The 21,353-nt window shown below is 72.1% G+C and carries 17 protein-coding genes; 7 read left to right on the top strand and 10 right to left on the bottom strand.

From position 1 onward, the window contains the following. Positions 1-122 precede the first annotated feature (122 nt). On the bottom strand, positions 123-1,910 hold the full coding sequence (gene gcl / locus ACWC0C_RS05090) for a glyoxylate carboligase (RefSeq protein ID WP_449194623.1): 1,788 nt from the start codon (positions 1,908-1,910) through the stop codon (positions 123-125). 227 nt (positions 1,911-2,137) lie between these two features. On the opposite strand from gcl, the gene ACWC0C_RS05085 reads away from it, so the two are divergent. Beyond that, a complete protein-coding gene (locus ACWC0C_RS05085) occupies positions 2,138-3,043 on the top strand; it encodes a hypothetical protein (RefSeq protein WP_450861678.1) in 906 nt (301 codons plus the stop codon). On the opposite strand, the gene ACWC0C_RS05080 is transcribed toward ACWC0C_RS05085, so the two are convergent. The 3 genes from ACWC0C_RS05080 to ACWC0C_RS05070 all read right to left on the bottom strand — a co-directional run bounded on the left by ACWC0C_RS05080 (position 3,016) and on the right by ACWC0C_RS05070 (position 6,976). After that, on the bottom strand, positions 3,016-3,573 hold the full coding sequence (locus ACWC0C_RS05080) for a hypothetical protein (RefSeq protein WP_450861676.1): 558 nt from the start codon (positions 3,571-3,573) through the stop codon (positions 3,016-3,018). The genes ACWC0C_RS05085 and ACWC0C_RS05080 overlap by 28 nt on opposite strands. A gap of 140 nt (positions 3,574-3,713) precedes the next feature. Then, a complete protein-coding gene (locus ACWC0C_RS05075; protein ID WP_450861674.1) occupies positions 3,714-5,306 on the bottom strand; it encodes an AMP-binding protein in 1,593 nt (530 codons plus the stop codon). Next, on the bottom strand, positions 5,303-6,976 hold the full coding sequence (locus tag ACWC0C_RS05070; RefSeq protein WP_450861672.1) for an AMP-binding protein: 1,674 nt from the start codon (positions 6,974-6,976) through the stop codon (positions 5,303-5,305). The genes ACWC0C_RS05075 and ACWC0C_RS05070 overlap by 4 nt, the downstream gene beginning before the upstream one ends. A gap of 114 nt (positions 6,977-7,090) precedes the next feature. Here ACWC0C_RS05070 and ACWC0C_RS05065 point away from each other — a divergent pair, with 114 nt between their 5' ends. The 3 genes from ACWC0C_RS05065 (at position 7,091) to ACWC0C_RS05055 (ending at position 11,916) form a co-directional block, all read left to right on the top strand. Continuing rightward, the gene (locus ACWC0C_RS05065; protein ID WP_450861670.1) at positions 7,091-7,921 is read left to right on the top strand and encodes a response regulator transcription factor; all 831 of its coding nucleotides are present in this window, start codon (positions 7,091-7,093) and stop codon (positions 7,919-7,921) included. A gap of 175 nt (positions 7,922-8,096) precedes the next feature. Further along, a complete protein-coding gene (locus ACWC0C_RS05060; RefSeq protein WP_449194629.1) occupies positions 8,097-10,916 on the top strand; it encodes an AAA family ATPase in 2,820 nt (939 codons plus the stop codon). 208 nt (positions 10,917-11,124) lie between these two features. Then, positions 11,125-11,916, top strand: coding sequence for a S1 family peptidase (locus ACWC0C_RS05055; protein ID WP_450861668.1), 792 nt, complete (start codon positions 11,125-11,127; stop codon positions 11,914-11,916). Between the two features lie 117 nt (positions 11,917-12,033). On the opposite strand, the gene ACWC0C_RS05050 is transcribed toward ACWC0C_RS05055, so the two are convergent. Next, positions 12,034-13,143: a winged helix DNA-binding domain-containing protein gene (locus ACWC0C_RS05050; protein ID WP_450861666.1), complete on the bottom strand. Its 1,110-nt coding sequence runs from the start codon at positions 13,141-13,143 to the stop codon at positions 12,034-12,036. Positions 13,144-13,280: 137 nt separating this feature from the next. Between ACWC0C_RS05050 and ACWC0C_RS05045 the strand changes: the two genes are divergently transcribed. After that, positions 13,281-14,429: a magnesium and cobalt transport protein CorA gene (locus tag ACWC0C_RS05045; protein WP_450861664.1), complete on the top strand. Its 1,149-nt coding sequence runs from the start codon at positions 13,281-13,283 to the stop codon at positions 14,427-14,429. An 18-nt stretch (positions 14,430-14,447) separates the two neighbouring features. Here the strand turns inward: ACWC0C_RS05045 and ACWC0C_RS05040 are convergent, their stop codons facing one another. Continuing rightward, entirely contained in the window at positions 14,448-15,089 is a 642-nt protein-coding gene (locus tag ACWC0C_RS05040) for a phosphoribosyltransferase (protein ID WP_450861662.1), read from the bottom strand. Between the two features lie 161 nt (positions 15,090-15,250). On the opposite strand from ACWC0C_RS05040, the gene ACWC0C_RS05035 reads away from it, so the two are divergent. Next, entirely contained in the window at positions 15,251-16,018 is a 768-nt protein-coding gene (locus tag ACWC0C_RS05035; RefSeq protein WP_450861732.1) for a polysaccharide deacetylase family protein, read from the top strand. Positions 16,019-16,073: 55 nt separating this feature from the next. On the opposite strand, the gene ACWC0C_RS05030 is transcribed toward ACWC0C_RS05035, so the two are convergent. After that, positions 16,074-17,087, bottom strand: coding sequence for a DUF2278 family protein (locus tag ACWC0C_RS05030; protein WP_450861660.1), 1,014 nt, complete (start codon positions 17,085-17,087; stop codon positions 16,074-16,076). A gap of 193 nt (positions 17,088-17,280) precedes the next feature. On the opposite strand from ACWC0C_RS05030, the gene ACWC0C_RS05025 reads away from it, so the two are divergent. After that, entirely contained in the window at positions 17,281-17,721 is a 441-nt protein-coding gene (locus ACWC0C_RS05025; protein WP_449194635.1) for an SRPBCC family protein, read from the top strand. Between the two features lie 46 nt (positions 17,722-17,767). On the opposite strand, the gene ACWC0C_RS05020 is transcribed toward ACWC0C_RS05025, so the two are convergent. The 3 genes from ACWC0C_RS05020 to ACWC0C_RS05010 form a co-directional block, all read right to left on the bottom strand. Then, complete coding sequence (locus ACWC0C_RS05020; protein WP_449194636.1) at positions 17,768-18,406, bottom strand: LysE family translocator; 639 nt, start codon at positions 18,404-18,406, stop codon at positions 17,768-17,770. 90 nt (positions 18,407-18,496) lie between these two features. Further along, positions 18,497-19,648: an XdhC family protein gene (locus tag ACWC0C_RS05015; protein WP_450861657.1), complete on the bottom strand. Its 1,152-nt coding sequence runs from the start codon at positions 19,646-19,648 to the stop codon at positions 18,497-18,499. A 48-nt stretch (positions 19,649-19,696) separates the two neighbouring features. Next, positions 19,697-21,163, bottom strand: coding sequence for an NCS2 family permease (locus tag ACWC0C_RS05010; protein ID WP_450861655.1), 1,467 nt, complete (start codon positions 21,161-21,163; stop codon positions 19,697-19,699). Between the last annotated feature and the right edge of the window lie 190 nt (positions 21,164-21,353).

Here is a 21,353-nt window from a genome sequence, read left to right as displayed (position 1 = left end):
ACGGGGGCGGCGGGCCCGACAACGGGGGACGCACGGGGGACGCACGGGGGACGCGAAAGGGCGGCCCGTCCGAGGGGACGGGCCGCCCTTGGTGTGCGTGGCGGTCAGCCTGCGGTGGCTTGTCAGACCTTCAGCGGCTTGATCGACGTCGGTGCGTGGCCCGGCTCGGTGGCCAGCTCCTCGAACTCGGAGATGTCGCTGATGTCCATCGTGCGGCTCATCGAGATGTTGGTGATCCGCTCCAGGATCGCCTCGACGACGACCGGCACCTGGTACTCGGCGGCCAGCTTCTTGGCCTCCTCGAAGGCCGCGCCCAGCTGGTCCGGCTCGGTGACCCGGATCGCCTTGCAGCCCAGGCCCTCGGCGACCTTGACGTGATCCACGCCGTAGACGCCGATCTCCGGAGTGTTGATGTTCTCGAACTCCAGGTTGACCTGGAAGTTGATGTCCAGGCCGATCTGCGCCTGGCGGATCAGGCCCAGGTAGGCGTTGTTCACCAGGACGTGGACGTAGGGGACCTTGTGCTGGGCGGCGACCGCCAGCTCTTCGATCATGAACTGGAAGTCGTAGTCGCCGGACAGGGCGACGACCGGGGCCTCCGGGTCGGCCTTGGCGACGCCGATCGCGGCCGGGATGGTCCAGCCGAGCGGGCCGGCCTGGCCGCAGTTGATCCAGTGGCGCGGCTTGTAGACGTGCAGCATCTGCGCGCCGGCGATCTGGGAGAGGCCGATGGTGGTGACGTACCGGGTGTCCGGGCCGAAGGCCTTGTTCATCTCCTCGTACACGCGCTGGGGCTTCATGGGCACGTTGTCGAAGTGCGTACGGCGCAGAAGACCCGCCTTGCGCTCCTGCGTCGAGGCGACCCAGTCGGCGCGGTCGGGGAGCTTGCCCTCCGCCTTCAGCTCCTTCGCCACCTCGACGAACAGCTCCAGCGCGGCCTTGGCGTCGGAGACGACACCGTAGTCCGGCGGGAAGATCTTGCCGATCTGCGTGGGCTCGATGTCGACGTGGACGAACTTGCGGTCGCCGCGGTAGACGTCGAGCTTGTAGCCGGTGTGGCGGTTGGCCCAGCGGTTGCCGATGCCGAGGACGAAGTCCGACTCCAGGAAGTTGGCGTTGCCGTACCGGTGCGAGGTCTGCACGCCGACCATGCCGGCGTTCAGCTCGTGGTCGTCCGGCAGCGTGCCCCAGCCCATCAGGGTCGGGATGACCGGGGTCCCGGTCAGCTCGGCGAACTCCACCAGCAGGTCGGAGGCGTCGGCGCCGATGATGCCGCCGCCGGCGACGATGACCGGTCGCTCGGACGCCAGCAGGAACGAGATCGCCTTCTCGATCTGGGCACGGGTGGCGGCCGGCTTGTAGACCGGCAGCGGCTCGTACGTCTCCGGGTCGAACTCGATCTCGGTGAGCTGGACGTCGATCGGCAGGTCGATCAGGACCGGGCCGGGACGGCCGGAGCGCATCAGGTGGAAGGCCTGCTGGAAGACTCCGGGGACCTGCGCGGCCTCCAGGACGGTGACCGCCATTTTCGTGACCGGCTTGGCGATCGAGGCGATGTCGACGGCCTGGAAGTCCTCCTTGTGGATCACGCTGGTGGGCGCCTGGCCCGTGATGCACAGGATCGGGATGGAGTCACCGATGGCCGAGTACAGGCCGGTGATCATGTCGGTGCCGGCCGGGCCGGAGGTGCCGATGCAGACGCCGATGTTGCCCGGCTTGGTGCGGGTGTATCCCTCAGCCATGTGCGAGGCGCCCTCGACATGGCGGGCGAGGGTGTGGTTGATCCCGCCGCCCTCCTTGAGGGCCTTGTAGAACGGGTTGATCGCCGCGCCCGGCACACCGAAGGCGTCGGTGACGCCCTCGCGCTTGAGGATCTCAACTGCCGCGCGGGCAGCGGTCATACGGGCCATCGAGTACTCCTGCTTCGGCTGTCGGATGCGTACTCCCGTCGCGCCCCGCCGCGAGTACTTCCGTATTGCGGAAAGTAATTTCTACTATCTGGAATCAATGTAAGTGGGCGTGCCAGGACCGTCAAGAGAGGGCAACCGGGCCTCGTCGACTGTGCGAAGCGACGGACAAGCACAGGTCCGCGGGAGGACGATGGCACCGCCGTCCCGAAGCGACGCCTGGAGTGGCCATGCCCGAGAGCGTGCCGGTGCGCTGCCCGGCCTGCCGGCGCGAGCACGTCTACACCGCACCGGCGTATCCGTGCGCCTGCGGCGCGCCCACCACCCCGCGGCTGGATCCCGCCGCCGAACCGGCCGTCGCGGCCCACCGGGCCTGGGACGACGAGTGGATCTCCGTGCCGTGCGCCGACTGCGGGCGCCGCAATCTGTGGCCGCAGCCGGAGCTGGGCTGCTCGTGCGGCACGGTCCTGCGGATCCCGGTGACGCCGATACCGCCGACGGATGACGGTATGCGATCTGCAGATGGCGGCATGCCGTCGACGGGCAGCGGTATGCGATCCACAGACGGAGGTACGCCGTCGACGCCGGCGGACAGCGGCATGCCGTTCACAGACCGCGGTATGTCGCCTGCGGACGGCGCTACACCGTCCACAGACTCCGATACACCGTCCGCGGACAGCGGTATACCGTCGACGGCGGGCGCACCCGAGCCCCCCGTCCACCGCCCCGCCTTCCAGCCCCGCGCCATCCGCACCGCCCGCGACGCCGTCACCGTTGCGGCGCTCTATCTGCGCTGGCTCGGCTACCGGGACATCCGCCGCGCCGACCAGCGGCCCCCGAACGGCATCGGGCTCGCCGCCCACGGGCTCCTCGCCCAGGTGGACCCGACGGTGCGTCCGGCGGCGCCGCGCGATGTCGAGTGCCTGTGGCTGACGGCGTTGACGGAGTCCGCGGACTGTGTGTACTTCTCCCTCGCCGGCTACGCCGACGCGGCCCGCGCCCGTGCGAACACCCTGGGCATCCCGCTGTTCGTGCTGGACCTCGCGGGCGTCCCGCAGCCGATGAACGACCCGGCCGACATCCTGAACACCGTGGGCGCGCCGGACGGTCAGCCGTGGGTGCGGCGGCGCCTGTAGTAGTGGACGGTGACGGCGCCGAGCAGCGGCCCCCAGGCCAGGATCGGCAGGTAGCAGGCGTTCAGCAGCCATGCCCCCCACGGGGTGATGTCCATCTGCGCGTGCAGGGTCGTCCAGACGAACAGCACCCCGTAGACCGAGCAGGCCAGCGCGCCGAGCGCGGCGGGCACGACGGCCGCGAGGACGGGGATGCGCCGGCCGCCCAGGACGGGGATCCATCGCGGCCAGGTCTCGCCCCACGGTCGCACCAGTCCCAGCGTCAGCGAGGCCAGGCCCTCCTGGGCGAACGAGAGCAGGGGCAGGAGCAGCAGCCCCCAGCCCGGCAGCAGCATCGCGTCGTACTCGCTGTCACCGAGCCCCACCGGCACCCCGAGCACGACCGCCACGCGCCACAGCCCGGACGGCAGGTTCACCCACACGGCAGCGGCGGCGGCGCGCCGGGCCCAGCGGGGGACGTCCGGCGCGGTCCGGGGGGTGTCCGCCGTCGTCCGGGGAGCGGGGCGGGTGGTGACGTGCGTGGCCGTGGCCATGGGCGGGACTCCTTCGCAACCGGGCTTTCCTCGACAGGCCCGATGCTGTCCCGCGCAGCCGCCCGGCCGCGTCCGGCCGCCGGGCGATCCCGCCTCCGCCGAGCGGCGGAGGCGGGATCACACCCCGTGCCGGCACCGGCTCACGCCCCGTACGTCTCCCGCAGCTCGACCTTGCGCACCTTTCCGGACACCGTCATCGGGAAGGAGTCGAGGAGCCGGAGCCTGCTGGGGATCTTGTAGTGGGCGAGCCGGCCCCGGCAGAAGGCGCGCAGCTCCTCCAGGGTGAGCCGGTCGGCCGCGTCGTGCGGGATCACGCAGGCGAGGACCTCCTCGCCGTACGTCTCGTGCGGCACCCCGACGACCTGGACGTCCCGGATCTTCGGGTGGGCGTAGAGGAACTCCTCGATCTCGCGCGGGTAGATGTTCTCGCCGCCCCGGATGATCATGTCCTTGATCCGGCCGACGATCTCGACGTACCCGTCCTCGCGCATCACCGCCAGGTCCCCGGTGTGCATCCAGCGTCCGGCGTCGACGGCCTCGGCGGTCTTCTCGGGCTCGTTCCAGTAGCCGAGCATCACGCTGTAGCCGCGGGTGCACAACTCCCCCGCCGTGCCGCGCGGTCGGGTGACTCCTGTGGCCGGGTCGACGACCTTGACCTCCAGGTGCGGCAGGACGCGGCCGACGGTGCCGGTGCGGTGCTCCAGGTCGTCGTCCCGGCGGGTCTGCAGCGACACCGGGGATGTCTCGGTCATGCCGTAGCAGATGGAGACCTCCGCCATGTGCATCTCGGCGACGACCCGCTTCATCACCTCCACCGGGCAGGGCGAGCCCGCCATGATGCCGGTGCGCAGGGTCGAGAGGTCGTAGGTGGCGAAGTCGGGGAGGTTCAGCTCGGCGATGAACATCGTCGGCACGCCGTACAGGGACGTACAGCGTTCCCGCTGCACCGCCTCCAAGGTGGCCCTCGGCTCGAAGGACGGGGCCGGGATGACCATGCAGGCGCCGTGCGAGGTGGCCGCGAGGTTTCCCATCACCATGCCGAAGCAGTGGTAGAAGGGCACCGGGATGCAGATCCTGTCCTGCTCGCCGTAGCCGAGCAACTCCCCGACGAAGTAACCGTTGTTGAGGATGTTGTGGTGGGACAGGGTGGCGCCCTTCGGGAAACCGGTGGTGCCCGAGGTGTACTGGATGTTGATCGGCTCGTCGCAGGACAGTTCCTCGTACGGGGTATCACCGGTGCCCCGCCCGAGCAGTGCCTCCCAGCTCGGGTCGCCGAAGTACACGACCTCGCGCAACGCCGGGCACCCGCCGCGCACTTGCTCGACCATCGCGCGGTAGTCGCTGGTCTTGTGGCTCAGCGAGGCGAACAGCAGGGAGATCCCGGCCTGGCCCAGCACGTACTCGACCTCGTGGGTGCGGTAGGCCGGGTTGATGTTCACCATGATCGCGCCGATGCGGGCGGTGGCGTACTGGACCAGGACCCACTCCGGGCAGTTGACCGCCCAGATGCCCACCCGGTCGCCCTTGCCGACTCCGCTCGCGACCAGCGCCTGCGCCAATTCCTCGACGTCGGCGGCGAATTCGGCGTACGTCCAGCGCCTCCCGGAGGGCACGTCGACCAGCGCCTCGCGGTCCGGCCAGACGGCCACGGTACGGTCGAGGGCGGCGCCGATGGTGTCGCCGAGCAGGGCGGTGGAACCGGTTCCGTGCGTGTACGACAGCGATGCGCTCACCGGAAGTCCTCCTCGCGGTACTCGTCGCGAGAGCCCCGGGCCGTCGCCTCGCGCAGCTCGATCCGCCGGATCTTGCCGGAGACGGTCTTGGGCAGCGCGCCGAACTCCAGCCGGCGGATGCGTTTGTAGGGAGCCAGCACCTGGCGGGAGTGCTCGAAGATGGCCTTCGCGGCGTCCGGACCGGGCTCGAAGCCCTCGGCGAGGACGACGTACGCCTTCGGCACCGCGAGCCGCAGCTCGTCCGGTGCGGGCACGACGGCCGCCTCGGCCACCGCCTCGTGCTCCAGCAGCGCGCTCTCCAGCTCGAACGGGCTGATCTTGTAGTCACTGGCCTTGAAGACATCGTCGGCACGACCGACATAGACGAGATATCCGTCTTCGTCCCGCGTGGCGATGTCCCCCGTGCGGTAGTAACCGCCCGCCATCGCCTCCGCCGTACGGTCCGGGTCGCCGTGGTAGCCGGTCATCAGCCCGACCGGACGCTCGGACAGGTCCAGGGCGATCTCGCCCTCGGCGGCGCCGGGCGCGCCGGAGACCGGGTCGAGGAGTTCGACGCGGTAGCCGGGGCTCGGCCGGCCCATGGAGCCGGTCTTGAGCACCTGGCCGGGGCTGTTGGAGACCTGCACGGCGGTCTCGGTCTGCCCGAAGCCGTCCCGGATGGTGACGCCCCAGGCCCGCCGGACCTGCTCGATGACCTCGGGGTTGAGCGGCTCGCCGGCGGCCACCACCTCGCGCGGCGGGGTGCGCAGGAGGCCCAGGTCGGCCTGGATGAGCATGCGCCACACGGTCGGCGGGGCGCAGAAGGTGGTCACGCCGGCCCGGTCCATCTCGGCCATCAGCCTGGCCGCGTCGAAGCGGGTGTAGTTGAAGAGGAAGACGGTCGCCTCGGCGTTCCACGGCGCGAACAGATTGGACCAGGCGTGCTTGGCCCAGCCCGGCGAGGAGATGTTCAGGTGCACATCACCGGGTTTCAGGCCGATCCAGTACATGGTCGCCAGGTGCCCGATCGGGTACGAGGTGTGGGTGTGCTCGACCAGCTTGGGGCGGGCGGTCGTACCGGAGGTGAAGTAGAGCATCAGCGGGTCGTCGGCCAGGGTGGGGCCGTCCGGGACGAACTCGGCAGGGGCCGTGTACGCGTCCTCGTACGGCTGCCAGCCCTGCTGCGGCGGGCCGCCGACCGAGATGCGCGTGTAGTCGCCGGGCACGTCGGCGAACTTCGCGGTGTCCTCGGCCCGCACGATCACGTGCCGCACCCGGCCCCGGTCCACCCGGTCGCGCAGATCGGCGGGGCCCAGCAGCGGGGTGGCCGGGATGACGAGCGCGCGCAGCTTCATCGCGGCCAGCGCGGTCTCCCACAGCTCGGCCTGGTTGCCGAGCATGACGAGGATGCGGTCCTCGGCGGCGACGCCCCGCGCGCGCAGCTGGTTCGCGACCCGGTTCGACCGCTCGGCCAGTTCGGCGAAGGACAGCCGGGTCTCGCTGCCGTCCTCCTCGACGATGTGCAGCGCGGTCCGGTCGTTGCCGGCGGCGATCACGTCGAACCAGTCCAGTGCCCAGTTGAAGTGCGCGGGCCGCGGCCAGGCGAAGCCCTCGTAGGCGGCGGCATAGTCCGCTCGGTGCTCCAGCAGGAAGTCCCGCGCCCCACGGAACAACTCCGTCGCCGTCGTCATCTGGTTCCTCCTCATTACCGGACCATTGCCGGGCGGCTCTCTGGCATCGTCTAATCCGTGATGCGGGTCTCACTACCCCCGAACGGGGGTGTGGGGGGCGGAAGGGGCGGACAGGTGACGGCAGACGCGGCGGGGACGGTGGAGATCGGCGGCGCGCTGGCCCGGCTGCGGCGGGCGACGGGGCTTCCCGTCGCCTTCGGCGGCCTCGTCGAGTCCGGCCGGCCGCAGATCCGGATCAGCGAGCTGAGCGGCACGACCACGGCCGCGCTGCGCTCGCTCGCGGTGACCTCCGGCAACGGGCTCGGCGGCAAGGCGGTGGCGCTGGCCCGGCCGTGCGCGGTGACGGACTACTCCAGCTCCCGGCAGATCAGCCACGAGTACGACGTCCCGGTGGCCGCGGAGGGCATCCGCTCGGTGCTCGCGGTCCCGGTCGTCGTACGGCGCCGGGTGCGTGGGGTGCTCTACGGCGCGCTGCGCTCGCCCCAGCCGCTCGGCGACCGCACACTGGGCGCGGCCATGGCCGTCGCGCGGGACGTCGAGCAGACGCTGGTGGTGCGGGACGAGGCGCGGGGGCTGCTGGCGGCGGTCCGGCCGGAGCCCGCCGCCACCGACCAGGGTGCCGCCTGGGAGCAGGTGCGGGAGGCGCATGCGGCGCTGCGGGCCCTGGCGCCCCGGATCGGCGATCCGGGTCTGCGGGCCGAACTGCTCGCGGCCTGCGGGTTGCTGACGGCGCCGTCCCGGGCCGGGGGCGTGACACTGGCGCCGCGCGAACTGGACGTGCTGTCCTGGGTGGCGGCGGGCGCGACCAACGCGGCCGTGGCCGAACGGCTGGGCCTCAGCCCGGAGACGGTGAAGGGCTATCTGCGCTCGGCGATGCGGAAGCTGGGCGCGCACACCCGAGGGGAGGCGGTGACCGCGGCCCGCAGGGCGGGGCTGCTGCCGTGAGGACGGGCGGTCCGGCGCTGTGCCGCCGGGCAGTGAGGAAACTTTCCCATTCAAGCGGCGATGCCTTGAATTTCCTCATGCTTGACCGTTTGTTATTTCCCTCACCACGGCTTCCGTCCGAATTTCAGGGATCGTTGCCTAGAATTTGGCCCGAACACGACACACGAGGGGAGCGGTGACCGTGCGACGGGACTTCCAGGAGCCTGCCAGGTGCCGCCCCGACCTGGTCATCGGCCGCGAGGAACTGTTCGCCGGCGCCCGTGACCAACTCGCCTCGGGCGGCAGTGTGCTGCTCCACGGTCCCGCCGGAATAGGGAAATCCACCGTCCTGCGGGCATTGGCCGAGGAATACGGCGCCACCGCGCGCACCGTCCTGCGCTGCTCCGCCACCGAGTCCGAATCCCACCTCCCCTTCCTGGCCCTCGCCGACCTCCTAGGCCTGGTCCTCGACGACGTCTCCCCCCGGCTGCCCGTCGCCCAGCGCACGGCCCTGGAGTCGGCGCTCACCGGTCGCGGCGAGTCCAGCCTCCAGCGCGACGGCCTCGCCCTGCGCCTCGCGGTGCTCTCCGCGCTGCGCGCGCTGGCCGCGCAGGGCGGTGTGCTCGTCGTCGCCGACGATCTGCAGTGGCTGGACCCGGCCAGCGCCGAACTGCTCGGCTTCGCCGCCCGCCGCCTGGAGGGCACCCCGGTACAGCTGCTGTGCGCGGTGCGCACCGAGGGTCAGGAGAGCCAGGAGTACGACCGGCACTTGCGCGCCTGCCCGCCGGGCACCCTCGCGGTCCGGCTCGGCCCGCTCTCCCGCGCCCAGGTCGCCCAGCTGCTCGACCACCGCGGCCACGGCAGCCTGCCCCGCTCCACCGTGCGTGAGATCCACCGCACCAGCGGCGGCAACCCGCTGTTCGCCCTGGAGCTCGGCCGCGCCCTCGCCGAGAGCCCCACCCCGCCCCGGCCGGGCGAACCGCTGCCGGTGCCGACCAGCCTGCGCGCCCTGGTGCTCAGCCGCCTGGACATGCTGTCGGTCGAGGCCCGCCGCACCCTGCTGGTGGCCAGCGCCGGCGCCCGCCCCACCCCGGCGCTGCTGCACGCGGCGGGCCGGGAGAACGCCGAGGCCGAATGCGCCCAGGCGGCCGAACTCGGGCTGCTGGCCACCGAGCCCGACGCCCCGGCCGTACGGTTCGCGCACCCCCTGATATCGGCCGCGCTGTACGCGGAGGCGCCCGTGCACGAGCGGCGCGCCGCGCACGCGGCCCTGTCCACGGCCGCCTCCGACCCGATCGAACGGGCCCGGCACCTGGCCCTGGCCAGCACCGGCACCGATCCGGAGGTCGCCGCCCGGCTCGCCGAGGCCGCCGCCCTCGCCCGGGACCGCGGCGCCCCCTCGGTCGCCGCCCACCTGGGGCTGCTGGCCGCCCGGCACACCCCCGGCGACGGCGTGCCGAGCCAGGAGGAGCGCCGGCTGCAGGCCGCCGAGGACGCGATCACCGCGGGCGAGCTGGACCTGGCCCGGGACATCGCCCGCGAGGTGCTGTCCCGGGCGACCGTCCCCGCCGACCGGGTGCGCGCCTGGATCATCGTCATCGACAGCGCCGGCCACACCATGGCCGAGGTCGAGGCCGTCTTCCCGCAGGCCCTGGCCGACGCCGGCGACGACCCCCGGCTGCTGGCGCTGGTGCACTATCAGCTGGCCTGGCGGGCGCTGATCGTGGAGGGCGGCTTCACCGAGGCGCGCGAGGCCGCCGCGCACGCCGCCGAGCTGGCCGCGCGCGGCAAGGACCGGCGCACCGAGCTGCTCTCCCTCGCCTTCCAGGCACAGACCGAGACCCTGATGGGCCACCCGGAGGCGCCCCGGACCATCCAACGCGCCCTGAAGGAGCCCCAGGACCCGAGGGTGGCCTGGCACCACAACGGGGCGGGCAGCGCCCGGTTCCGCTGGCTGGTCATGGGCGACCAGCTGGCCGAGGCCCGGGCCACGGTCACCGCGCTGCTGCGCGAGGTGCGCCGGCGCGGCTCGGTGGAGAGCGAGGTGCACTTCCTGCGCGGGCTCGCCGAGACCGAACTGCGCGCCGGGCACTGCGGGCGCGCCCTGGAGCTGGCCCGCGAGAGCCTGCGCCTGGCCCGGGACTCCGGGATCGGCGAGACCGCCTCGGCGATGCTCACCTCGCTCGCGGAGGCCTCCGGCGGCGATGTGGACCGGGCCCTGGCGCTCGCCCGGGAGGCGGTGGAGCACGCCGAGGAGGACGGCGACCAGATGTACCTCTCCCGGGCCCTGGGCGCGCTCGGATACGCCCAGTTGGTGGCCGGGGACCCGGCGGGCACCGTCCGCTCGCTGCGCCGGGTGCGCCGCCTGGAGCTGGGGCTCGGCATCACCGACCCGGCCCGCGGCCGCTGGCAGGGCGACCTCGCCGAGGCGCTGGTCCGCATCGGTGAACCGGCCGAGGCGAAGGACGTCATCGACGCGAGCCGCGAGCACGCCCTGCGGCTGGGCCGGGAGAGCGTCCTCGCCGTCCTGGACCGCGCCGAGGCCCTGGTGCGGGCCGCCCAGGGGGACCCGGACGCGGCCCTGGCCCAGCTGACGTCCGCTCAGGACCGGCTCGGCAAGCTCGGCTATGGCCTGGAGGAGGCGCGGGCCGCGCTCGCGCTGGCCCGGCTGCGCGGCAGACGCCCCGGGTCCACCGCGTACGACGAGGCCACCCGGCTGTTCCGGCGCTGCCGGGCGCTGCCCTGGTTGCGCCAGGTGGACGAATCCCGCACCACCCCCGAGCCGGAACCGGCGCTCGCCGTGCCGGAGGCGCTGGACGCGCTCCAGGCGCTGGCCGCGATGGAGCGTCAGGTCGCCGCGCTGGTCATGGAGGGCGCCACCAACCGGGAGATCGCCGCCCGGCTGTTCATCAGCGTCAAGACGGTGGAGGCTACCCTGACCCGGGTCTACCGGAAGCTGGGGATCCGATCACGGGTGGACATCGTCCGATTGGCCGCAGGTCGGCGCGCGCGCTGAGCACGGCACGAGTTAACTGAACGGGACCGAGGGTTTTCCCTTACCCAACCCCCTAGGGGGTTCCCTCATTGGGAGCCGAGGGTTCCGGGTCCTAGCGTAAAGGGCGTGCCGCTCGCCCGGGCATACGGGGGTCGGTCCCGCGACCCCCGTGACCCATCCCCCACACCCGCGCGACCCCCCACCGGTGCAACCCCCACTGAGGAGACTCATGTTCGGGCTCAGACGTGCAAGACAGACCGCCGTGACCCTGGTGGCCACCGCCACCGCCGCGGCGACCGCGCTGCTCGCCTCCCCCACGGCGAGCGCCGCCCCGCAGCCCATCGTCGGCGGTACGACCACCACGACGGCGGCGTACCCGTTCGTCATGCAGATCACCGACGCGTCCGGGAACCAGTTCTGCGGCGGCACCCTGGTGTCCGCCACCAAGGTCGTGACGGCCGCGCACTGCATGGCCGGCGAGTCCACCGGCAATGTCCGTGTGGTCGGCGGCCGGACCTATCTCAACGGCACCGACGGCACGGTGAGCAGGGTCAGCAAGATCTGGGTCAACCCGGACTACACGGACGCCACCAGCGGCCACGACGTGGCCGTGCTGACCCTGGCGACGTCGATGCCGTACACCCCGGTGTCGTACGTCTCCTCCTCCCAGACGAGCGTGTACGGGGCCGGCACCACGGCCCGGATCCTCGGCTGGGGGACCACCTCGGAGAACGGCAGCTCCTCCAACCAGCTGCGGACCGCGACCGTCCCGATCGTGTCCGACTCCAGCTGCAAGAGCTCCTACGGTTCGGACTTCGTCCAGTCCGACATGGTTTGCGCCGGTTACACCACCGGCGGCGTAGACACCTGCCAGGGCGACAGCGGCGGTCCCCTGATCATCGGGGGCGTCCTGGCAGGGATCACTTCCTGGGGCGAGGGTTGCGCGGAGGCCGGTTACCCGGGTGTGTACACCCGGCTGACCACCTTCTCGGACCTCGTGACCGCGCAGGTCAACTCGTAACCCGGAAGACCTCCCGAGCACCCCTCGGGTAGATGCCAGGGGGGCGTTGCGAGCCACCACGAGCGGCCCGCAACGCCCCCCTCTCCATGCGTACGCGCTGAACCGCCGGGGGGCGGTTCAGCGCGGCACGACGGTGCCGAAGCGGATGTCGTACGACGTCCCGGGGTGCAGGACGCCGAGCATCCGCTCCCCCTCCGCCGTGACCTCGTCCCGCTGGGCCCGGGTCAGCTCGGCGAAGGGTTCGACGACGAGGACGTCGGCGTCCAGTTTCCACACACCGGCCAGGAAGCCGTCGACCAGGAGGGTGCGGTAGGCCTGGTTGCCCCGCCAGTGCCGGCCCCGGTGTTCGGGCGGTACGACGCGGCCGCGGTCGGCGTGGGAGAGCAGCAGGTTGTCGAACTCGGGCAGGAAGCGGGGCGGGGCCGGGGTGGCCGGGTCGGGGCGCGGGGCGTCGGGGAGGTCGAACAGCTCGGTGCCGTTCGGGTCCCGGAAGGTCAGCAGCCGTGGGCGCAGCCTCTCGAAGGCGTCCCGGAGCCGGGTGAGTCCGGCCCAGGTCTGCATGTCCTTGACGGAGGCGGGGCCGAAGGCGGCGAGGTAGCGCAGGACCACGGACTCCGGTGCGGGGGCCTGCCCTGCCGGGCGGCCGAGCCAGTGTTCGGCGGTGGTGAGGGCGACCTGGCCGCCGCGACCCCACAGTCCGCGCGGGGTGACCTGGACCAGCGGCAGCGTGCAGCGGGCGGCGATGGCGAGGGCCTGGGGATCGGCGTCCGGCCACCGGGCGCCGAGTGCCTGCCGCAGCTGGGCCATGGTCTGCGGCTCGGCCTCGACCAGCTCGCGGGCCAGGGCGGCGAGCCGGTCCAGGTCCACGCCGGCCAGTCCCTTGCGGAAGGTCCCGAGCTCCCGCTGGCGGGCCGGCTGGACGAGGGGCCGCAGGGTGAGGCAGTCGTCGGCGGTGTGGGTGTGGAGGGTGGAGCGCAGGGTGACGATCCGGGCGACCTCGCGGCCGGCCATGAGGGCGGACAGCCGCTCCGGTGCGAAGCCGTCGAGGCGGGCGGCGAGGGCGTAGTACGGCGGCCGTACGTTCTGCGCCTGGAGACCGAGCAGGTGCGCCACGGCGTCCCGTGGGGACAGCGCCGAGCGGCGCAGCAGCAGCTGCCGCTCCAGGGTGGCGCGGTTGAGCGCACGGACGTCCAGGAGGGGGGCCTTCGTCGTACCGCTCTTCGTCATGGCCACACGCTAACCGGGGTTGCGGACACCTTCTGTCCGCGACTCTCACCCGACCCTGCACCGCGGGGCGATCCGGTCGAGGCGGCCCGCGGATATCCTTTTTCTCCCGTCCCGTGGGTCCCTCGGAGAGGCGGCCGATGTCCGAGCGAACGAACGGCAGGAACGGCGGGCGCCGGTCCGTCTGGCGCCGCGTCCCCACCCCGCCCCAGACCCCCCTCGCCGAGCCGGCCGCGCTCGCCCCCGCCCCGGCGGACGGCGGCGAGCCGGCCAGTATCGTCCAGGCGGCGCTGTACCGCGACGGTGTCCGCGTCTCCTCCCCCGCCACGCTCGCGGAGACCTACCGCGAGCTGCGCGAGCAGCCCTCGGGCATGGCCTGGATCGGCCTGGCCCGGCCCACCGGGGCCGATCTGCACTCCCTGGCCGCCGAGTTCGGCCTGCACCCGCTCGCGGTCGAGGACGCGATGGAGGCGCACCAGCGGCCCAAGCTGGAGCGGTACGGCGAGACGCTGTTCGTCGTGCTGCGCGCCGCCCGCTATCTGGACGCGCCGGAGGAGGTCGACTTCGGCGAGCTGCACGTGTTCGTCGGCCCGGACTTCGTCATCACGGTCCGGCACGGCGCGGCGCCGGATCTGTCGGCGGTCCGCCACCGCATGGAGGACTCCCCCGAGCTGCTCAAACTCGGCCCGGAGGCGGTCTTGTACGCGATCCTCGACGCGGTCGTCGACGGCTACGCCCCGGTGGTCTGCGGCGTCCAGAACGACATCGACGAGATCGAGACCGAGGTGTTCCGCGGCGACCCGGAGGTCTCCCGCCGTATCTACGAACTCTCCCGCGAAATGGTGGAGTTCCAGCGCGCCACCCGCCCGCTCGTGGGCATGCTGCACGCGCTGATGGCCGGCTTCGCCAAGTACGAGACCGACGAGGAACTCCAGCGCTATCTGCGGGACGTCGCCGACCACGTCACCCACACCAGCGAGCGCGTCGACGGCTTCCGCCAGGCCCTCACCGAGATCCTCACGGTCAACGCCACCTTGGTCACCCAGCAGCAGAACGCGGAGATGCGGGCGCTGGCGGAGGCGGGCTTCGAGCAGAACGAGGAGGTCAAGAAGATCTCGTCGTGGGCGGCCATCCTCTTCGCCCCGACCCTCGTCGGCACGATCTACGGCATGAACTTCGACCACATGCCGGAGCTGCACTGGTTCTTCGGCTACCCGTTCGCGATCGGGCTGATGGGCGTGGTCTGTGTGACGCTGTACCTCGTCTTCAAGAAACGGGACTGGCTCTGAGCGACCTGGCGCCCCGCCTCAGCTCCCGTGCAGCGCGGCGAGCACGTCCTGGTCGCTGAGCTGTTCGAAGTTCGCGTACCACTGGCCCACGGCGGTGAAGCCGTGCGGCCGGTGCGGGCACAGGATCGTGTCGGCCTCGGTGGCGAGCAGGTCCACGGAGTCCGGGGCGCCGACGGGCACGGCGAGGACGAGGTGGGCGGGACGACGGCGCCGGATGTGGCGCAGGGCGGCGCGGGCGGTGGCACCGGTGGCGAGCCCGTCGTCGACGACGATCACCGTGCGGCCCGCGGGGTCCGGGGCCGGGCGGTCGCCGCGGTAGCGCTCCTCGCGCCGGCGCAGCTCCCGCCGCTCGCGTTCGACCGCCGGGGCCATGGATTCCTCGGTCAGACCGAGCCAGTGCAGGGTGTCGGTGTCGAAGAGGGGCGGGTCGTCCGCGGCGAGGGCGCCGACGGCGAACTCCTGGTGGTGCGGGGCGCCGATCTTGCGCACGACGAGCACGTCGAGCGGGGCGTCGAGGGCGCGGGCGATCGGCTCGGCGACGGCGATGCCGCCGCGCGGCAGGGCGAGGACGAGGGGATCGACGAGGGCGCCGCGTTCGCGCAGATCGATCAGCAGTCCGGCGAGTTCCCGTCCGGCCTCGGCGCGGTCCCGGAAGAACATGGCCCGTCCTCCTCCGTGGAGCCCCCTCCTTCCATGGTGCTACCGGTCGGGCATTCCCCGGAGACAGACAGTCGAACAAATGATCTATACACCGAGTGTATAGTCACCGCATGCCTCATTCGACCGCCAAGATCCCGACGCCGAAGCGCGCGACCAGGAAGATGCGCGAAACCGCCCGGAGGTTGCGTCCGGCCGCGCTCGCCTCGGCCGCCCTCGGCCTGACGCTCACGCTGTCCGGCTGCGCCCAGGTCGACACCACCGCACCGAGCACCGTGCGGGCCGGGGCGGCGCACGGGGCGCCGGCGAAGTTCGGGACCGTCGACTGCCGCGAGGCCAAGTGCATCGCGCTCACCTTCGACGCGGGGCCCAGCGAGAACTCGGCGCGGCTGCTCGACATCCTGAAGCAGAAGAAGGTCCCGGCCACCTTCTTCCTGCTCGGCAAGAACCACATCGAGAAGTACCCGCAGCTGGTCAAGCGGATGGCCGCCGAGGGCCACGAGGTCGCGAGCCACACCTGGGACCACAAGATCCTCACGCAGATACCGGACGCGCAGATACACGAGGAGCTGGCGCGGCCGAACGACGCGATCGAGCGCCTCACCGGGCACAAGCCCACCCTGATGCGTCCGCCGCAGGGCCGTACGGACACCGGTGTGCACAAGATCGCCAAGGAGCTGGGCCTGGCGGAGGTGCTCTGGAGCGTGACCGCCAAGGACTACACGACCAACGACTCGGCACTCATCACCCAGCGCGTCCTCGACCAGTCGTCCCGCGACGGGATCATCCTGCTGCACGACATCTACCCGGGCACCGTGCCCGCCGTACCCAGCATCATCGACGCGCTGAAGGCGCGCGGGTACGTCTTCGTGACGGTCCCCCAGCTGCTGGCGCCGGGCAAGGCGGAACCGGGCAAGGTGTACCGGCCCTGACGCGGCCCCGCCGTGTCCCGCGGAACACCATCGCAGAGCAGAACACCACCGAGGGTCAGAACACCACCGACCAGCCCTCCCGGGCGGCCTGTTCGGCGGTGTAGGAGACCCCGTGGACCTTCAGGCCGGCCGCGTCGACGAGCGTGATCTCGCCGCCGCCGTTGCCGAGTTGGGCGTCGGCGGTCAGGGGCACGGTGCGGCAGGCGCCGGCCGCGAGCGGGGCCGCCGCCGGGACCGGCGAACCCTGGCCGAGGCGGCCGAGGACACGCCAGCCGGTCAGGTCCACGGGCTCCGGCGAGGCGTTGAGGAGGGTCACGGTCTCCGCCTCGGGTGCGGGGCCCCCGGGGTTGACCAGCGCCGCGACGATCCGCACGGGCTGTGCGCCGGGTGCGGGCCGGCTGCCGTCGGTGTCGTCCAGGGCGTGCCCGGTGGTGTCGTCGGTGTGCCAGGACTGGCTCTGGAAGGCCAGGAAGATGCCGACCCAGCGGGACCGCCCGGGGAAGTGCACGAGGAGCCCGCCGTCCTGCCACACGCCGTCGTCCCCACTGAAGCGGCGGCTGTTGCCCTGGTTCATGTGGACGTCGTGGACGCCGTTGCCGGGCAGAAATCCGAACACCTTGTCCTTGACGGCGGGTTCGGGGCCGAAGCGGGCGCCGAAGACGTACAGCCGCGCCCGCGGGTCCGCCACCGCGCGCCGTACGTGGTGGTCGAGCAGGTCGGCGAGGTCGTTGTCGGGGCCGGGGACATCCGGCGGCAGCGGGCGCATCCCGGAGGGGTCGAAGAGGTTGCCGCGGACGAAGTCCAGGTTCGGGCCGCCGGGGCCGGGCGGCAGGGTGTTCCAGCCGCCGGGCAGGCCCTCCAGACGGGCGGTCAGCGGGTGCCGGAAGTCGTCGGCGACCAGATACAGCAGCTCGGAAGGGCGCTCCTGGGACAGCACGTTGACCGCCGCACGATAGTCGGTGCCCTGGTCGTCCGTGAGATGGATCTGGTAGTGCGGTGTGCCCTTCGCGCCCTCGCGCCGGGTGCCGACGGCACGGGCGATCAGAACGCCGTAGCTCTTCAGCGGCATGACGATCAACTCCCCCCGCGGGCGGGCACGTTGCCCGGCCCCTGACAGGCAGGGTAGAAGCGGGGCCGCCGTTCGGCGCCCGGCGTACCGGCTGTTTCCGGATACGACTCCTCGTGGACATCCGGGTAGGCGGGCGGGCCGAAGGCGGGGGTGAACGCGCAGGTGACCGGCGTTCATTGCCTACGATCATGCCGTGCCCACCTTTTCCTTCGCACGTACGGTCCCGCTCGCCCTGGACGAGACCTGGCGCCGGCTCACGCAGTGGCCCCGCCACGCCGACGTGGTCCCGCTGACCCGGATCAGGGTGCTCACTCCCCCGCCGACCCACGTGGGCACGCGCTTCGTGGCCCGTTCCGGCATCGGCCCGTTCGCCTTCGACGACCTGATGGAGGTCACCCTCTGGCGCCCGCCCGCCGACGGCGAAGCCGGGCTGTGCCGCCTGGAGAAGCGCGGCCGGGCGGTGCGGGGCTGGGCGGAGATCGAGGTACGGCCGGGCCCGGGCGGCCGTAGCCGGGTCGTGTGGCGGGAGGAGGTGCGGTTCCGGTTCCTGCCCCGCGCCTTCGACGGCGTACTGGAACGCACGGCACGTACGGTGTTCGGCCGCGCCGTGAACCGGCTGCTCCGCTGGGAGTGAGCGCCCCGAAGGGGCACGACTCGGTCCTTGCGGTCGGTCCTCGGGGTCAGTCCTTGCGCCCCGTCACGGCCACCGTCACACCGAGCCCGATCATGGTCAGCCCGCCGATCCCGCCGACGGCGGCGAGCCGTCGCGGCGAGCGGGCGAACCAGCCCCGCGCGGCGGAGGCGACCAGTCCCCAGACGCTGTCCGAGGCGAGGGCGATGGCGTTGAAGACCAGGCCGAGCACCAGCATCTGCACCGGCACGTGGCCCTGCTCGCGGTCCACGAACTGGGGCAGGACGGCGGCGAAGAACACCATCGTCTTGGGGTTGGCCACGCCGACCGCGAAGCCCTCCCAGAGGGTGCGCAGGCCGCCGTGGGCCGGCCCGGACGCCGTGAACGCCGCCCGCAGGGAGCCCCGCTGCCGCCATGCCCTGATCCCCAGGTACACGAGATAGGCGGCGCCGGCGAGCTTCAGCGCGGTGAAGACAAGCACCGAGCGCTCCACGATCGAGCCGATGCCGAGCGCCACGGCCGCCACGAGCAGGTACGCGCCGAGGGTGTTGCCGACCACCGTGGTCAGCGCGGCGCGCCGCCCGTGCGCCAGCGCCCGGCCGACGACGAAGAGCACGCTCGGGCCGGGGATCACGATGAGCAGGAGGGAGAGGGCGGCGAAGGCCGCCAGCCGGTCGGTGGACACCATGCCCTCATGCAATACGGGCGCCTCGGCGCCCGGCAAACCGTTTTCCCGGCGCGGTCTCCCCGGGAGCTCTCCGGGACGGCCGCGGGGCAGTCAGGCCGCAGAGCCGAGGCGGCGAATCGGCGCCGGGTTCGCGTCACGGTGGATCGGCGTGTGCGCACCGGTCAGTGACACACCCGAGCCTCCCCGCCGGTCCGCCACGATCTCCGAGGCGATGGACAGGGCCGTCTCCTCGGGCGTACGGGCGCCGAGGTCGAGGCCGATCGGGGAGCGCAGCCGGGCGAGTTCCAGCTCGGTGACGCCGACCTCGCGCAGGCGCCTGTTGCGGTCCAGGTGGGTGCGGCGCGAGCCCATCGCGCCGACGTAGGCGACCGGGAGGCGCAGCGCCAGCCGGAGCAGGGGGACGTCGAACCTGGCGTCGTGGGTGAGGACGCACAGGACGGTACGGCCGTCGACCGTGGTGCGCTCCAGGTACGTGTGGGGCCACTCGACGACGATCTCGTCGGCGTCCGGGAAACGGGTCTTGGTGGCGAAGACGGGGCGCGCGTCGCACACGGTCACGTGGTAGTTGAGGAACTTGCCCATGCGGACCAGCGCGGACGCGAAGTCGATGGCGCCGAAGACGATCATGCGGGGGGCGGGGACGGAGGACTCGACGAGGAGGGTGAGGGGGGCGCCGCAGCGGGAACCGCTCTCGCCCATCCGGAGGGTGCCGGTCCGGCCGGCGTCCAGCATCGCGCGGGCCTCCTCGGCCGCGGTGCGGTCCAGCTCGGGGTGGCCCCCGAGGCCGCCCTCGTAGGAACCGTCGGGGCGGACGAGGAGGGCCCGGCCCCGCAGCGCTGCCGGTCCCTCCACGATCCGCGCGACCGCCGCCGCCTCCCCACGGGCGGCGGCGGCCAGCGCGGCGGCGACCACCGGCCGGGCGGGACCGTCCGCCCGGACCGGTGTGATGAGGATGTCGATGATGCCGCCACAGGTCAGGCCGACGGCGAAGGCATCCTCGTCGCTGTACCCGAAGCGCTCCAGGACGGTCTCGCCGTCCTCCAGCGCCTGCCGGCACAGCTCGTACACGGCCCCTTCCACGCATCCGCCGGAGACCGAACCGATGGCCGTGCCGTCGGCGTCCACCGCGAGGGCGGCGCCGGGCCGGCGCGGGGCGCTGCCCCCGACGGCCACCACAGTGGCGACGGCGAAGTCACGGCCCTGCTCGACCCACCGGTTCAGCTCGTCGGCGATGTCCAGCATGTTCGGCCTCCTGATCGGGTCATGGCGATGCGTTCAGGGCCCCGGGCGTCAGTGGACGCCCAGGAGTGCCCGGATCGGATGCAGGGAGAAGTAGACGAGGAAGAGCACCGTCAGGCCCCACATGAAGCCGCCGATCTCCCGCCACTTGCCCTGGGCGATCTTGATGACGACGTAGGAGATCACACCGGCGGCGACACCGGGGGTGATCGAGTACGTGAACGGCATGATCACGACGGTCAGGAAGACCGGGATCGCGACCGAGCGGTCGGCCCAGTCCACGTGCCGGGCGTTCATCATCATCATCGCGCCGATGGTGACGAGGGCGGCCGAGGCCACCTCGCGCGGCACGATCGCCGTGATCGGTGTGAAGAAGAGACACAGGGCGAAGAACCCACCGGTGACGACCGAGGCCAGTCCGGTACGGGCACCCTCGCCGACGCCGGTCGCGGACTCGACGAACACGGTCTGACCGGAGCCGCCCACGGCACCGCCGACGACGCCGCCGGCACCGTCGATGAACAGCGCCTTGGACAGGCCCGGCATCCGCCCCCGGGAGTCGGCGAGATTGGCCTCGGTGCCGATGCCGATGATGGTGGCCATCGCGTCGAAGAACCCGGCGAGCACCAGCGTGAAGACGATGAAGCTGACCGTCACGTAGCCGACGTCGCCCAGTCCGCCGAAGGACACCTTGCCGATGAGCGAGAAGTCCGGCATCGACACGGCGCTGCCGTGCAGGGCGGGGCCTTCGCCGTTGGCCCAGCCCTTGTCGCCGACGAGGCCGGTCGCGTTGACGACCACCGCCAGAACGGTGCCGGTGACGATACCGATGAGGATGGCGCCCGGAACCTTCCGGGACTGGAGCGCGAAGATGAGCAGCAGCGTGACGGCGAAGAGCAGGACGGGCCAGCCGGCGAGCTCCCCCTTGTCACCGAGGGTGACCGGGGTCGCCGTACCGGCGTGTACGAACCCGGCCTTGACCAGACCGATGAACGCGATGAACAGACCGATGCCCATCGTGATGCCGTGCTTGAGCGGCAGCGGGATCGCGTTCATGATCATCTCGCGGAGGCCGGTGACCACCAGCAACATGATCACGGCGCCGTACGCGACGCACATGCCGAGACCCTGAGCCCACGTCAGGGTCTTGGTTCCCATGACGAGACCGGCCAGCACTCCGGAGACGGAGAGTCCGGCGGCCATGGCGAGCGGCACCTTGCCGACCCAGCCCATGAGGAGAGTGGTGGCCGCCGCACCGAGCGCGGTGGCCGTGATGAGCGCTTTCTGGCTCAGCGAGTCGCCGGACTTGTCCGCGCCACTGAGGATCACCGGGTTGAGCAGAAGGATGTACGCCATCGCCATGAAGGTGGTGACGCCACCGCGAACCTCGGTCGCGATGGTGGATCCTCTTTCGGATATGTGGAAGTACCGGTCGAGCCACGACCTGCCCGCCGACGGACGCGAACCCGCGCCCGCGTCATCGGCGGAAGTCGTCGGCTCCACTGACTGCTGGGTCATGGTGCCATCTCCCAAGGTTCACAGGGGCACCCGTGCAACCGCCCTGACGGTCACGGGATTTGGGAATGGACGACCCGGGGGACGGCCCGAGACGAACGAATTTCCTGGTACTTCAAGGACCGCGAGCGGTGCGGCACTCAAAGGGGGTTCCTCCGGGCGGCGCGGCGGAGTGTGTGACGTTCCCTGCGCC

Source organism: Streptomyces sp. NPDC001709, assembly GCF_053596375.1.
The sequence above is the reverse complement of the archived record's forward strand: the minus strand, read 5'-3'. Positions and strand labels throughout refer to the sequence as shown.